Raw genomic sequence first — 14,084 nt, 5'->3', positions numbered from 1 at the left:
CTTTTATCAATAGCTTTCTATAGCCCCGACAGCTGCACTCAGCCGCAGGAAGCATCCACTCAGCGTCCGGAAATTGCGAGTTTATCGGCATGGCAACACCTCAAAAAGAAGCCCAAGCGAAGCAGAAGACACAGGCTTGGCATAGCCTGAGCAGCGAACACGCCCTGAAAAACCTCGAGGTCGACCTCAAACAGGGCCTCACGAGCGAAGAAGCCACGCGCCGGCTGAAAGAGTATGGGCCGAATATCATCGCCGCCGAAAAAAAACCGGCCCGTTGAAGCGCTTTCTACTCCAATTTCACAACGTTTTAATTTACGTACTTTTGGTTGCCGCCGCCGCGACCGCCCTGCTCGGGGAATGGGTCGACACCGGCGTCATCCTCGGCGTTGTGCTGATTAACTCGATCATCGGCTACATTCAGGAAGGCAAAGCCGAGCAGGCACTGGATGCCATACGCAATATGCTGTCGCCGAAAGCGGTCGTCTTGCGCGACGGGCAACGGCGCGCCATCGACGCCGAGCACCTGGTACCGGGCGACATTGTCTTCTTGCAAGCGGGAGACCGCGTACCAGCCGACCTAAGGCATGTCGAAACCAAAAACCTACGCATCGAAGAAGCCGTTCTCACCGGAGAATCCGTGCCGGTAGAGAAAGAGACCGCCGCCGTAGCCGCCGACAGCAATTTAGGCGACCGCAGCTCCATGGCCTTCTCCAGCACCATCGTGACCTACGGTCGCGGCACCGGGGTCGTGGTCGCTACCGGCGCCGACACAGAAATCGGCCGAATCAGCAGCATGTTGGCCGACGTGGAAAAATTAACCACCCCGCTGCTACGGCAAATGGCCCAGTTCGGACGTTGGCTAAGCGTTGCCATCGCAGTCTTGGCCACCCTCACCTTCTTTTTCGGCCTCACGCTCCGCGATTACGACATTACCGAAATGTTCATGGCCGCCATCAGCCTTGCGGTCGCAGCGATCCCGGAAGGCCTGCCGGCCATCATGACCATCACTCTAGCCATCGGCGTTCAACGCATGGCCAATCGTAACGCCATCATCCGGCGCTTACCGGCCGTGGAAACGCTCGGCTCGGTTACGGTGATTTGTTCCGACAAAACGGGCACCTTGACCCGCAACGAAATGACGGTCCAGAGCGTCAGCACCTGCGATCACATCTTCGAGGTCACCGGTATCGGCTACGCCCCGGAAGGCGGCTTCGTCTTGGATGGCAAAGATCTGATTCCGGAGCGCGATCACCCCATACTGGAGTGGGCGCTGCGGGGCGCACTGCTTTGTAACGAAGCGGAAGTTTATAAGAAGGGCGATACCTGGCATATGGAAGGCGACCCCACCGAGGGCGCCTTGATGACGGCGGCCCTCAAAGGCGGGCTCGATCTACGCCTGGAACGCGAGCGCTACGTCCGGACCGACGTATCCCCTTCGAATCCGAACATAAGTTCATGGCCACCTTACACCATAACCACGACGGTCACGGTTATGTATTCCTCAAAGGTGCCCCCGAACGCGTACTCGCGATGTGCACCGCGCAACGGACCGTCAACGGCGAGGCCCCCATCGACCACAACTGCTGGGAACGCGACCTCAACGCGCTTGCCGAGCGAGGGCAGCGCGTACTCGCGATTGCCTACAAGCAAACCGATGCGGAACAAACAGGGTTGAATTTTAGCGACTTGGAAGACGGCATGGTGCTGCTTGCGGTATTCGGCATCATCGACCCGGCCCGCGAAGAAGCGATTCAATCGGTGACCGAATGCCATTCCGCCGGCATCCGCGTGAAGATGATCACCGGCGATCACGGCATCACCGCCAAAGCGGTCGGCAGCGTCCTCGGCATCGGCGACAACGAGCATTACCTGACCGGCCAAGACCTCGAAAACATGGACGACGAGGCCTTACGCACCGCCGCCCGCGATGTCGACGTATTTGCCCGAACCAGCCCGGAACATAAGCTAAGGCTTGTGCAAGCCTTGCAAAAGGAAGGCGAGGTCGTGGCCATGACCGGAGACGGCGTCAACGATGCGCCGGCCTTAAAGCGCGCCGATGTCGGTATTGCCATGGGCGTCAAAGGCACCGAAGCCGCCAAAGAAGCTTCCGAGATGGTACTGGCGGACGACAACTTCGCCTCGATTGCACATGCGGTCGAGGAAGGGCGTACGGTCTATGACAATCTGACCAAAGCTATCCTTTTCATTCTGCCCACCAATGCCGCTCAGGCCTTCACCATTGTCGCCGCCATTATGCTGGGCCTGACGCTGCCGCTAACCCCGGTACAGGTTCTCTGGGTCAACATGGTAACCGCCGTGACCTTGGCGCTAGCGCTGGCGTTCGAGCCGACCGAGCCGGGGCTTATGTCGCGCCCACCCCGTAAACCGGGGACACCGCTGCTATCGGGCTTCCTGATCTGGCGCGTCGCATTCGTCTCCGTGTTGCTCGTAACGGGCGCGTTCGGCCACTTCCTCTGGCTAGAGCAAAGCGGCGCCGATATCGAACTTGCCCGGACCGCAGCGATTAATACCTTAGTCGCAGGCCAAGTGTTTTACCTACTCAATAGCCGCTATATTCTGGAATCGGTTTTCAGCCGAGAAGGCCTACTGGGTAGTCGCGCGGTGCTCATCGCCATCGGAATCCTACTAGTGTTGCAGATGGCCTTTACCTACGCAGGACCGTTGCAAGCCCTGTTCGGCACCACCGGACTCAGCCTGCAAACCTGGTCCTACATCCTGCTCTACGGCATCTCGGTTTTCTTACTGGTCGAGTTGGAAAAAGCCGTCTTGCGTCGCTACCGTGGCAAGCGGCCGTCGACTATTGGAGTGTGAACAATGCTAAAACGCGTCTACTTCGCACACGGCAAGGAAAGCGGCCCTTGGGGGCGAAAAATTCAGGCCTTGGCCCGCGTCGCCCAAGCGCACGGCTTTATGATCGAGAGTCCCGACTACTCTCATACGTTCGATCCGCAAGCGCGGGTACAACAGCTACTCGACCTCAAACCGCAGGCCGATTGCTTAGTACTGGTGGGCTCCAGCATGGGCGGCTACGTATCCGCCCAGGCCGCCGGCCAGTTGCGCCCGAACGGCCTGTTTCTCATTGCCCCGGCATTCTACATGCCGGGCTACGAGTCGGAGCCGCAAGCTCATGACGGCCTAATCGAGGCCGTCCACGGCTGGGACGACGACGTTATTCCCGTGGAGCACTCCATCCGCTTTGCCCGTAACCACCAAGCACGCCTTCACCTCATACCCGGCGAGCACACCTTGGTCGAACAGCTACCGCTATTGGAACGGCTCTTCGGCCTGTTTCTGGCCGAGGTCGAGGTTGCAACGCAACAACGGCTATCCGCTAGCAACAGCTCATAGCCTTCCCACGCATCAGACGAGTGCCGGGACAACGGCTCTCCCGGCCCGTCGACGCGTACGCCGCAGGAGAAGCGCTCGGTGCCGATTGACGGCTTCATCAGTAACATCTTGAAACAGTGCCATCGGGACCGAACCTTTACCCAGACAGACAGCTCTATCGGGCATTCGTAACAGTCCCGTCGTTACAGGAGACAGCCCTATGGCAATAGGACGTTGGTGCATGTCCCTACTGCTTGTGACGGCTCTAATGGGCTGTGCGACCCAAACGCCACAAGGCGACGAACTTGCCAAAGCCCGCCTGCTCGTTTCGCAAGCCGAAGGCGATAGCGCGGTCGCGCAGTACGCGCCGGTTGCTCTGAATGAGGCCAAGCAGCAGTTGCACAAAGCCCAACAGGCAGCGGAAGGCCGCCGTTTAAACCGAGCGGCGGAGTTGGCGCAACTGGCCCAGCAGTACGCGCAGATCGCGCTGATGGAAGCGGCCCACGCGACAGCACGGGAAGACCGCGAAGCAACCCGCAACCGCTTCACGGACGCCCGCGTAGGCGAGCGCGACCAAGAGATCGCTCGCTTCCGCAGCGAAACCGACGCAGCACTTGAACAGGTTGACAGCACCCAGGCACAGCTCGCGTCGATGCAACCCCGGCGCACCGCACGTGGCTTGATATTAACGTTGGATGAAGTTCAATTCGGCTTCGACAGCGCGGCATTAAAATCCGAATCGCTGCCCTCGATAAACCGGCTAGCGCGCTACTTAGAGGCACATCCGGAGCAAACGGTGCGCATCGAAGGCCACACCGATAGCATCGGTGCCGCCAGCTACAACCTGCGGCTGTCGGAACGCCGAGCCCAAGCGGTACGCGCCGCCCTCATCGAGGAAGGCATAGAGCCGGAGCGGATACAGGCGGTCGGTATCGGCGAAGAACGGCCGATAGCCACTAACGACACCGATGCCGGCCGCGCACAGAACCGCCGGGTGGAAGCCATCGTAGCGATTAACGAAGACCACCCGCCCGAGCCGCAAGCAGCCCGCCAGCGCGACGAGTAAGCACCGCACCCCATGCCGACACCTCACAAACAAAACCTAGGTAATAAGCATTTTGTCGACACACGGATAGCGTCGCCCCCAGGGAATGAGGTATTTTTACGCCCATGCGAAATACCGATATCCCAACGCTGGAATTGCCACCTCAACCGCGCCGCCCGGAGCCTGACGAATGCTGCGGCAGCGGCTGCATACCCTGCGTGTACGATCTCTACGAGGAAGAGCTGGCCGAATGGGGGGAGCGCTGCGCCGAGCTGCGTGCCCGCCACCAACAAGCCCTAGACGCCTCAACGGACAAATGAACATTCACCCCGCCGCTGACGGCGCGCCTAGCCGCCGTCAGCGGCGGCCTGTTAGCCCAGGACCAGAACGAGCAACATGAGCGGATCGATCACAGACACCATCGCCCGAGAACTCGGGGTCAAAGACATTCAAGTCGCTGCCGCCGTACGCCTGCTGGACGAAGGCGCGACGGTACCCTTCATCGCGCGCTACCGGAAAGAAGTCACCGGCGGGCTGGACGACACCCAACTGCGCGAGCTGGAGAAACGGCTCGTCTACCTCCGCGAACTGGAAGAGCGGCGCGAAGTCGTGCTCGCCCAAATCGAAGAACAGGGCAAACTCACCAAAGAGCTTGCGCAAGCCATCAACGCGGCCGATACCAAACAGCGGCTGGAAGATCTGTACCTACCGTACAAGCAAAAACGCCGCACGAAAGGCCAGATCGCGCGCGAAGCCGGCCTGGAGCCGCTGGCACGCGCGCTCATGAGCGACCCCAGCCAAGACCCGACCGTACGGGCAAGCGAATACCTAAACCCGGAAGCCGGTATCGACGACGCCGCGGCCGCCCTAGAGGGCGCGCGGGCGATATTGGCAGAGGAATTCGCCGAAGACCCGGAGCTGATCGGCCGCTTACGCGACTTCTTGTGGAACAACGGCGTGCTCGAATCGGAAGTCGTCAAAGGCCAAGAAGAAGCCGGCGCCAAGTTCTCGGACTACTTCGAGTATGCCGAACCCATCAAACGCATTCCCTCGCACCGTGCTTTGGCCCTGCTGCGCGCCCGTAAAGAGCGGGTCGTCAGGCTCAAACTCGACGTTCCCACCCCGGAAGGCGGCGCCCACCCCTGCGAGGCCATGGTTGCGGAACACTTCGGTATTCGCGACGCCGGCCGGCCGGCGATCGCTGGTTACGGGATCTGGTCCGCCACACCTGGGCGGTAAAAATACTCATGCGGCTCGACACCGACCTCATGATGCAATTGCGCGAAGCGGCCGAAGCCGAAGCGATTCAGGTATTCGCCCGCAACCTAAAAGACTTGTTGCTGGCGGCACCGGCAGGCGCGCACACCGTGATGGGGATAGACCCCGGCGTGCGCACCGGTTGCAAAATCGCCGTCGTCGACCCTACCGGCAAATTGCTGGAGACGGCAACGATCTACCCCCACCAGCCGCAAAACCAGTGGGACCAAAGCCTCGCCACCATCGCCGCGCTAGCGCAAAAGCACGGCGTTGCATTGGTCGCCATCGGCAACGGCACCGCATCGCGGGAAACCGAGCGCCTGGTGGCCGAAGTCATGAGCAAAGCGCCGCAACTGCAACTGAAGAAAATCATGGTCTCGGAAGCCGGCGCTTCGGTCTACTCGGCATCCGAGCTGGCGGCGCAGGAGTTTCCCAAGCTCGACGTCTCCTTACGGGGCGCCGTATCCATTGCACGCCGATTGCAAGACCCGTTGGCGGAACTGGTCAAAATCGAGCCGAAATCGATCGGCGTCGGCCAGTATCAACACGACGTGAGCCAAACCCAATTGGCCCGCAGCCTCGATGCCGTCGTGGAGGACTGCGTTAATGCCGTCGGGGTGGACGTGAATACCGCCTCCGCACCGCTGCTGGCCCGCGTCTCGGGGTTGACCGGCACCTTAGCGGAACGCCTGGTCGCGCACCGCGATCAACACGGCCCCTTCCGCAGCCGCGACGCCCTCAAGAACGTCAGCCGCTTTGGCGAGAAAACCTTCGAGCAAGCCGCGGGCTTTCTGCGCATTCGCGATGGCGAACAACCGCTGGACGCATCGGCCGTACACCCTGAAGCCTATCCCGTCGTCGAGCGGATCTTAGAACAGTCCGGCAAACGCATCGAACAAGTCATCGGCAATGGGCAGTTCGTACAAAGCGTGAATGCGGCCGACTACACCGACGACCGTTTCGGCCTGCCCACCGTTCGAGACATCCTCTCCGAGCTGGAAAACCCGGCCGCGATCCGCGACCGGACTTTAAAACGGCCGAGTTCCGCGAGGGCGTCGAGACGCTGCAAGACTTAGAGCCCGGGATGATTCTGGAAGGCGTGGTCACCAACGTCACCAACTTCGGTGCTTTCGTCGACATCGGCGTCCATCAAGACGGACTAGTCCACATCTCCGAGCTGGCCGATCGTTTCGTCAAAGACCCGCACGAAGTCGTCAAATCCGGCGATGTCGTCAAAGTACGGGTAATGGAAATCGACCTCAAGCGGCGCCGAATCGGCTTAAGCCGCAAGCTCCAGAAAAGCGCCGGCGAAGCCGGCGGCCGCGGCGGACAACGCGAATCGCGCCCCCGCGGCGGCGGCAACCGTCAGCCCAAACCAGCGGAAGCGGCCCCCATGGGCGCGATGGCCGAAGCCTTCGCACGTCTTAAGAAAGGTTGAAGCAGCGCCTCGGCGCCCCCAAGCCCGGTAGCGATCAAGCGCTTCAGCTGCATCCGCAACTTCCGGGCCGGATCACGGTCCAAGTATCCGATAGGTAGCGCGCCGCGCCCGCTTTGCTAGCGGGCGCGGCGGCCTGTTAAGGCCGTCGACCGCGCCGCCTCAAGGATGCCATCCTCTACAACAACAGGGGTACACACATGAAGAAGAAATCGTTGGCCGCCTTACTGACCTGCGCCGCCCTCAGCACGCCGGCAACGGCGCTCGCCGTACAAATGACCGACTTCTACGCCGGCGGCGGGATCACCCGCAATCAGCTCAGCGGCTGGGACGACGCCACCGGCTTTCAGTTCTTCGGCGGCTATAACCTGCCGGTAGAGACCGGGCTGGTCGACCTCAGCGTAGAACTCGGCTATGCCGATAGCGGCGATTTCGAAAGCAACGGGCAGGAAACCAATGCCGACGGCCTGTGGCTGACCGGCGTCGCCCGCTACCCCGTCACGCCCGAATTCGGCATTCTCGGTAGGCTCGGTGCCGACTTCGGCGACGACGACGGCTTGATGTTCGGCATCGGCGCCGGCTACCGGGTCAACGTCGCCTTTGAAATCCGCGGCGAATACGTCGTGCGCGACGAAACCGACTCGCTACAAGCCAACTTCGTCGTTCACTTCTAACCCGCTCGCCGTGGGCCGGTCGCCCGGCCCACGGCCGCGTGTAACAAAACGCGCAGCCTTTTCCCGCCCAAACTGCGCCTAACCGATGCAACAAACTATTGCGTTTTAAGTCGCGAGACTTTCGCCTGACGACATCTCACAGGCGAAGACGCGACGGCCTTAGGACTGAGGAAGATAAACATGAAGAGAATCGCATCCGCACTAGGCCTTTCGCTCGCTATCGCCGGCAGCCCGGCAATAGCACAAGGCTTCGACCCCAGTAACGCGTATATTGGCGGGGGCATCAGTCACAATTCCGCCTCGAACCTCGACGACGGCACCGGCTTCCAGTTCCTGGGCGGCTACAAGCTGGACATGGTGGACTTACACCCGGTCGAACTCGCCGTCGAAGTCGGCTATATGGACACCGGCAATATGTCGCCCAGCGGCGTACCCGGTAGCACATCCTTCAAAGGGCTATGGACCACGGCGGTTTTCACCTACGGCCTAACGCCCGAGCTGGACCTCATCGGTCGGGCCGGTCTGGATCTTGGCGACGACGACGGCCTGATGGTCGGGGCCGGGCTCGGTTACGCCATTAACCGCGAACTGGAACTGCGGGGCGAGTACGTTATCCGCGACAACATCAACTCGCTGCAAGCCAATCTCATCTTTCACTTCTAATACGCGCCGAGCAGAAAGGCGAGGCGGCTTAGCTTCGCCTCGCCTTTCCGGCGCCCCTTTCCTCATGAGCGGCAGAACGACCGCCTAACAAATCCAACGTCGCTTCCGGCTTCTTGCGCTCATCCTTTGCTTTATCGAAATCGCCACGCAACACCTTCAACGCATAACGCTCCAGTTCGATCTCATACTGTGCCCGAACGCCCAAACGGCGCAGTAGCGGCAACGGCGGACACCAGCCCTGCACCGCGTGCTGCAACAAAAAGCACTGACCAACACCGAAAGCAACAGATACCGGCGGCGCCCGAGCAACGCGAGCGCGGTACCGACAAGCGCCAGCGTACTGGCGTTAGCCATCAACGACCGCTCGATGTCCCACTCCGAATCGAGTTCTGCCAGCCGGTCGTCGATCCGATCCGGATGCTCCGCGAAGTAAGTTAAGCGGTATTCCAGCTCACGCCGAATCTGCTCAGTCGCATGCCGATGCCGTTGAGTAATGCGGCCAGTCGTTGTCGGTGCCTCCATGCCTTCCTCCTTGGCGGCTTGGCTTCATGTAGCAAAACCTCATCAGAGGCTTCTGAGTATCCGATATTGGGGGTAGTGGTTCGGCCGACAAGTAAAGCGAGAACGCCCCCTTCGAGGACACGCGCCGCCTCATCGCAACAGCCGACAAACGCCTTAGCCACGCGCCTCGACAGGGGGCACCGGCCGTAATTCCGGGCCGATATAATCGGCACTGGGGCGAATAATGCGGTTATTGTCGCGCTGCTCCATCACATGTGCCGCCCAACCGCTGGTGCGCGCCATGACGAACAGCGGAGTAAAAAGCTTAGTGGGAATCCCCATGAAGTGATACGCCGGTGCATGATAAAAGTCGGCATTAGCGAACAGCCGTTTCTCCCGCTGCATCACCGCCTCGACGCGCTCGGCCACGGCGTACAAAGTCGTGTCTCCGACATTGTCGGCCAAACGCTTGGCCCAGTCTTTGATCACGCTGTTGCGGGGGTCGAACTCCCGGTAAATCGCATGTCCGAACCCCATAATCTTTTCTTTCCTCTCCAACCTGGCCAGCAACTCGCGCTCGGCCTGATCGGCCGTTTCCCAACGCTCCAGCATTTCCATCGCCGCCTCGTTGGCACCGCCGTGCAAAGGGCCGCGCAACGAGCCGATCGCCCCGGTAATACAAGAGTGCATATCCGACAAGGTAGAAGCGCACACGCGGGCGGTAAAGGTGGAAGCGTTAAACTCGTGCTCCGCGTATAGAATCAGCGAAACGTTCATCACCGTGGCATGCAACGGGTCCGGCCGCTTGCCGTGCAAACAAGTAAGGAAATGCTCGCCCAGAGACTCGGCCTGAGTCGTACAATCGATCCGCTGGCCATCATGCGAGAAGCGGTACCAGTAAGTGATGATGGAGGGAAAAATCGCCAACAAGCGATCGGCTACCGCTTCTTGCTGGGAGAAATCCCGCTCGGTCTCCAAGGTGCCTAGAAACGAACAACCGGTCCGCATGACATCCATCGGGTGGGCCGAAGCAGGTATACGCTCCAGCACTTCTCTTAGTGCCGCCGGTAAATCGCGCAAACCGGCCAGCCGAACCCGGTAGGCATCCAACGCCTCGGCGGTCGGCAGCTCGCCTTTCAGGAGCAGATAAGCGACTTCTTCGAAACTTACCTGCTCCGCCAGATCTCTGATGTCATAACCGCGATACGTGAGTCCGGTACCCGCCTTACCTACCGTACACAGCGCCGTCGCACCGGCCGTTTGGCCACGTAAACCGGCGCCGCTCAGTTGCTGCTTTCCCTTTGCCATGGGTCTGCTCCTCTCAGACGTGGACTCTTGCACCAAGAGTCGGCCCACGTGGCGCGCAACCGAGCCGCACGGCTTCGGCAATAGCCGACAGCTAGCTCGCCCGCTCAGGCGAGGGCGCGCCATCCGTAACCAGAAATGGGGCTTGTATGGCAGGGTTTATATTGAAATTAAGGAAAACCGCCGAACCCAGCGAGTAAAACGCATTGGGTTCGGCCTTCGCGGGCGACGCCGACAAAAGAATAAGGCTATGTTTCCTTAAGAAAAACGCACCAAGGTGCGGCCGCTTACCTGACGTGCCAACAAGGCCTCGCACGTTTCGGCGATACCTGCCAGATCGACCTCGCCGCGCACCACGGTATCTAAATGCCGGGGTTTAAGCTCGGTCTCCAAGCGCTGCCAGATACGCTGCCGCAAGTCGTACGCACACTCCACCGAGTTCACCCCCAGGAGGCTGACGCCGCGCAGAATAAAGGGCATCACCGTGGTATTCAAAGCATGCCCCCGGCCAAACCGATAGCCGCAATATTGCCCCACGGCTGCACGGTACGCGTCAGCCAAGCGAGAAAATCGCCGCCAACGCTGTCCACCGCACCGGCCCACTGGGCCCGTTCCAACGGGCGCGTGCCAAACTCCAGCTCGCTCGTCAGCAGCACCTCGTCGGCGCCGAGCCGACGCAAACGCTCTGCCTGCTCCGCCTTACCCGTTAAGGCGGTCACGCTGTAACCGGCCTTAGAGAAGATATCTATCGCCAAGCTGCCCACGCCGCCGCTAGCGCCGTTTATCAAGATCGGCCCTTGGCTCGGGTTAGAGCCGTTATCCTCCATCCGCACCAAGGCCATCGTTGCCGTAAAACCGGCGGTGCCTAAAGCCATCGCTTCCCGTTCGCTAAGCCCCGAGGGAATAGCGACCATCCAATCCACCGGCACCCGCACATACTCGGCGAATCCGCCATCGTGGTTCTCGCCCAAACCGCAACCGGTAACCAGCACCCGTTCCCCAATGCTGAACCGATCGTCGCCGGACTCGACCACCTCGCCCGCAACATCGATACCCGGAATCATGGGAAAACGGCGCAGAATCTTCCCTTTACCCGTAACCGCCAAGGCGTCTTTATAATTGATACCGGAATAAGCCGCCTTAATAACCACCTCGCCGGCATCGAGCTCCTCCAAGCCCAGCGTTTCCAGACGCGCTCCATCCTCATGCACACGTAAAGCTTTAAAGTTATTCATCGTTTTGCAGCCCTCGCGGTGGGTTTAGCAGGCAGTCTATCGTATGCCGAAGCGGGCGCTCAAACTCAACGCGCGGCAGAGTTCTCCGCAAAGTAGCGCTTACGGCGACACAACAACAAAGCCCACCGGCCTTGGCAAAGGCACGGTGGGCGTCTGAACACAAACAGCCGTTGCAGAATAAACCTAGCCTCAGGAAGCCTTGGACGCGGTCGGTCGGATCGCTTGGTACGCAAACCGCCGAGCTAACCCTTCCGCGCTAACATAGCCTTCCGGCCAATCCGACGGCAGCGGCCGCCCCTGGCGCGCAAAGTATTCTTCCACCTGCTCGCTCCAACTTTCTTCATCGAAAGCAATCCCGAAAATAAAAGGACGCGTTAAACCCGCCGGGTACAGCTCGGGAATGGTCAAGCCCAAGCGGCGGTAGGCCTCCACCCGCCGCGCCCAGTCCGGATGCTCGCGCCAGGGTGCGGCCTCGGGACTGGTCATGAACCGATGCACGATGCTCCACCACGGGTCGGCCATCAGTGTGTCGTAGCCCACGCCGTAAGAATCCATCCCGATCCGAAATCCGCTCCACGGCGCCTCCGGCGGTAACACCTCCGGAATCAGTTCGATCCCACCGGAGGAGCGCAGCGCCAGCGTCACGGTCGTCACGTAGTAGGCCTTTAAGTCCTTGAACCGGCACACCATCGGCCCGCAGCGGTGCGGCAACGGCAGGTAAACCAACCCCGTCTTGCGATCAAAGATCGCCACCTCTCCCGTCGCCGGCGACAGGCCAAAGCGGATGAACAGGCTGATGCCGAATAAGCCTAACGCGATACAAGCACCTACTAACGCCGACACCCAATCTCCCACAAGAAGTATCACCCCCGAGATAAAAAAAGCGCTCATAGACAACATTAGCGCCATATCGATCAGGCTGGGCTTGTTGGTCCAAAACCGCGGCGTCTCTACTGTCCACAACAAATAGCGCCCGTCGCAGTCGAACATCCCATTCTGCCATTCGCCCCGGAAGCGGCCCGTGAGCTGGCGGCTCGTAGGCATCCGGTTCTTGGGCAGCGGCCGGAGGCCCGGTGTCGGCGCCTTGAGCGTGCGCCAATCCGGAAATGACAATTGAATCAGCGGAAATAACTTTCGACGCCACATTTGTAGGCGCTCACTCAAGCTCATAGCGTTGTCCTTCTTTTCTCCCATGGCGACTTCAACGGCCGGCCAAGTCGAGGTACAGCGGCGCCGGCACCACGTCCGCTGCCAGTCCCAGGCTTTGCCCCAGGGCGAGAAGCGTAGCCAACGCTCGGTCTCGTCGTTCTTGGCAAAGTAGGCCCAGACGGCGGCGGCCACCGTGACCAGGACGAGGCTGGCGATCACCCAAGGGTTGGTCAGGCGCTCCGTCTCGCGTCGTGCTTACGGCGGCACAACGACAAAACCCACCGGCCTTGACAAAGGCACGGTGGGCGTCTGAACACAAACAGCCGGCACGCAGTCAGCAGCCGTTAGGAGGCTTTCTTGACCATGAGGCTGCCATTCAGCTGGCGTACTTCCTCACCTTCCGAGCCGATATACGCAAGCGGCCAATCCGACGGCAGCGCTCGACCCTGGCGCGCGAAGTGCTCTTCCACGTGTTCGGGCCAGCCTCCATAGCCAAACGCGCAGCCCCATACAAAGGGCGGCGTTAACCCTTCGGGGTACAGCTCCGGGATGGTCAGCCCCAACCGGCGGTACGCCTCCACCCGCAGCGCCCATTCCGGATGCGCGTGCCAAGGCTCGGCCTCGGGGCTGGTCATGAACCGATGCACAACACTCCACCAGGAATCGGGCGTCCCCGTGCCGTAGCCGACGCTGTGTGACTGCATTCCGAGCAGAAAGCCCCGACGCGGCGCCCCCGGCGGCAACACCTCCGGCATCAGGTCGATACCGCCCGAGTAATGCAACGCTAAGGTGGGCGTGGCGAAATAATAGGCCTTGATGTCCTCGAACCGGCACACCATCGGCCCGCAGCGGTACCGCAGCGGCAGGTAAACCAACCCCGTCTCGCGGTCGAAAATCGCCACCTTCTCAACCCCAGGCGACAGGCAAAAGCGGATGAATAGACTGATGCCGAACAAACCCACACCGACGAAGGCAGCGCCTAGCGCCCAATCCCAATCTGCCCCAGACGAAGCTGACAGGATAATTCCCGCGAACACTAGGAAGACCCACCATATCATCCTCCCAACGAGGATGAAGCTGGCCTTGTTGGTCAAAAAAAGCGGTGTCGTTGACCACAAGAGATAGCGTCCGTCGCAGTCGAACATCCCATTCTGCCAGTCCACCGACGTTCGCCCCGTCAGCTCGCGACTATTGGCCGCCCGGCTCTTGCCCGGCATCGGCCTCAGCCCCGGCGTGGGCGCCCGCAGAACCTCCCAATCGGGAAACCGCAGTTGAATCAGCGGATCTAATTTGCGCCGCCACGACTCCAGTCGCTCCTTAAAACTCATACTCATCCCCCATCCTATCCCATAACACGTCAGAGCTCATCGGCTGCCCGTCGGGCCGGTATCGAGGTACAGCGGCGCCGGCACCACCGCCACCGGCTCCGATTCCGCCTGCCCCGCCTCGCTCTCCGCCCGCACCCGCACCTC

General features: G+C 60.8%; 11 protein-coding genes and 2 pseudogenes. 7 read left to right on the top strand and 6 right to left on the bottom strand.

Annotated elements, in window-relative coordinates; translation table 11 throughout:
• Positions 1 to 89: 89 nt before the first annotated feature.
• From CAI21_RS00060 to CAI21_RS00030, 7 genes and pseudogenes are all read left to right on the top strand, one after another.
• Positions 90 to 2,832 (top strand): annotated as a pseudogene (locus CAI21_RS00060) (cation-transporting P-type ATPase).
• A 3-nt stretch (positions 2,833 to 2,835) separates the two neighbouring features.
• Positions 2,836 to 3,369, top strand: a complete 534-nt coding sequence (locus tag CAI21_RS00055) for an alpha/beta fold hydrolase (RefSeq protein ID WP_116300420.1) — start codon at positions 2,836 to 2,838, stop codon at positions 3,367 to 3,369.
• 199 nt (positions 3,370 to 3,568) lie between these two features.
• Positions 3,569 to 4,414, top strand: coding sequence for an OmpA family protein (locus CAI21_RS00050; protein WP_116300419.1), 846 nt, complete (start codon positions 3,569 to 3,571; stop codon positions 4,412 to 4,414).
• A 104-nt stretch (positions 4,415 to 4,518) separates the two neighbouring features.
• Positions 4,519 to 4,713, top strand: a complete 195-nt coding sequence (locus CAI21_RS00045) for an oxidoreductase-like domain-containing protein (protein ID WP_116300418.1) — start codon at positions 4,519 to 4,521, stop codon at positions 4,711 to 4,713.
• Between the two features lie 76 nt (positions 4,714 to 4,789).
• Positions 4,790 to 7,088: pseudogene (locus CAI21_RS00040) on the top strand (Tex family protein).
• A gap of 197 nt (positions 7,089 to 7,285) precedes the next feature.
• Positions 7,286 to 7,759, top strand: a complete 474-nt coding sequence (locus CAI21_RS00035; protein ID WP_116300417.1) for an outer membrane beta-barrel protein — start codon at positions 7,286 to 7,288, stop codon at positions 7,757 to 7,759.
• A gap of 180 nt (positions 7,760 to 7,939) precedes the next feature.
• Positions 7,940 to 8,422: an outer membrane beta-barrel protein gene (locus CAI21_RS00030; RefSeq protein WP_116300416.1), complete on the top strand. Its 483-nt coding sequence runs from the start codon at positions 7,940 to 7,942 to the stop codon at positions 8,420 to 8,422.
• A 156-nt stretch (positions 8,423 to 8,578) separates the two neighbouring features.
• Here CAI21_RS00030 and CAI21_RS00025 read toward each other — a convergent pair whose 3' ends face one another.
• The 6 genes from CAI21_RS00025 to CAI21_RS00005 form a co-directional block, all read right to left on the bottom strand.
• Positions 8,579 to 8,944, bottom strand: a complete 366-nt coding sequence (locus CAI21_RS00025; RefSeq protein ID WP_181919191.1) for a hypothetical protein — start codon at positions 8,942 to 8,944, stop codon at positions 8,579 to 8,581.
• A 153-nt stretch (positions 8,945 to 9,097) separates the two neighbouring features.
• Positions 9,098 to 10,231, bottom strand: coding sequence for a bifunctional 2-methylcitrate synthase/citrate synthase (prpC, locus tag CAI21_RS00020; protein ID WP_116300415.1), 1,134 nt, complete (start codon positions 10,229 to 10,231; stop codon positions 9,098 to 9,100).
• Positions 10,232 to 10,486: 255 nt separating this feature from the next.
• Positions 10,487 to 10,723 (bottom strand): hypothetical protein, encoded by a 237-nt coding sequence (locus tag CAI21_RS25410; protein ID WP_309544928.1) that lies wholly within the window; start codon positions 10,721 to 10,723, stop codon positions 10,487 to 10,489.
• Positions 10,720 to 11,463 (bottom strand): YhdH/YhfP family quinone oxidoreductase, encoded by a 744-nt coding sequence (locus CAI21_RS00015; RefSeq protein WP_309544927.1) that lies wholly within the window; start codon positions 11,461 to 11,463, stop codon positions 10,720 to 10,722. The genes CAI21_RS25410 and CAI21_RS00015 overlap by 4 nt, the downstream gene beginning before the upstream one ends.
• 189 nt (positions 11,464 to 11,652) lie before the next feature.
• Entirely contained in the window at positions 11,653 to 12,831 is a 1,179-nt protein-coding gene (locus CAI21_RS00010; RefSeq protein WP_116300414.1) for a hypothetical protein, read from the bottom strand.
• A gap of 125 nt (positions 12,832 to 12,956) precedes the next feature.
• Positions 12,957 to 13,946, bottom strand: a complete 990-nt coding sequence (locus CAI21_RS00005) for a hypothetical protein (RefSeq protein WP_116300413.1) — start codon at positions 13,944 to 13,946, stop codon at positions 12,957 to 12,959.
• Positions 13,947 to 14,084 lie beyond the last annotated feature (138 nt).

This window comes from Alkalilimnicola ehrlichii (assembly GCF_003399765.1).
Taxonomy (GTDB): domain Bacteria; phylum Pseudomonadota; class Gammaproteobacteria; order Nitrococcales; family AK92; genus AK92.
This window is presented reverse-complemented; position numbering and strand designations above follow the sequence as displayed.

Excerpts from the sequence above, each read along its gene's own strand:
- CAI21_RS00055 (WP_116300420.1), top strand. The coding sequence starts at position 2,836 with ATGCTAAAACGCGTCTACTTCGCACACGGCAAGGAAAGCGGCCCTTGG.
- CAI21_RS00050 (WP_116300419.1), top strand. The coding sequence starts at position 3,569 with ATGGCAATAGGACGTTGGTGCATGTCCCTACTGCTTGTGACGGCTCTA.
- CAI21_RS00045 (WP_116300418.1), top strand. The coding sequence starts at position 4,519 with ATGCGAAATACCGATATCCCAACGCTGGAATTGCCACCTCAACCGCGC.
- CAI21_RS00035 (WP_116300417.1), top strand. The coding sequence starts at position 7,286 with ATGAAGAAGAAATCGTTGGCCGCCTTACTGACCTGCGCCGCCCTCAGC.
- CAI21_RS00030 (WP_116300416.1), top strand. The coding sequence starts at position 7,940 with ATGAAGAGAATCGCATCCGCACTAGGCCTTTCGCTCGCTATCGCCGGC.
- CAI21_RS00025 (WP_181919191.1), bottom strand. The coding sequence starts at position 8,944 with ATGGAGGCACCGACAACGACTGGCCGCATTACTCAACGGCATCGGCAT.
- prpC (WP_116300415.1), bottom strand. The coding sequence starts at position 10,231 with ATGGCAAAGGGAAAGCAGCAACTGAGCGGCGCCGGTTTACGTGGCCAA.
- CAI21_RS00015 (WP_309544927.1), bottom strand. The coding sequence starts at position 11,463 with ATGAATAACTTTAAAGCTTTACGTGTGCATGAGGATGGAGCGCGTCTG.
- CAI21_RS00005 (WP_116300413.1), bottom strand. The coding sequence starts at position 13,946 with ATGAGTATGAGTTTTAAGGAGCGACTGGAGTCGTGGCGGCGCAAATTA.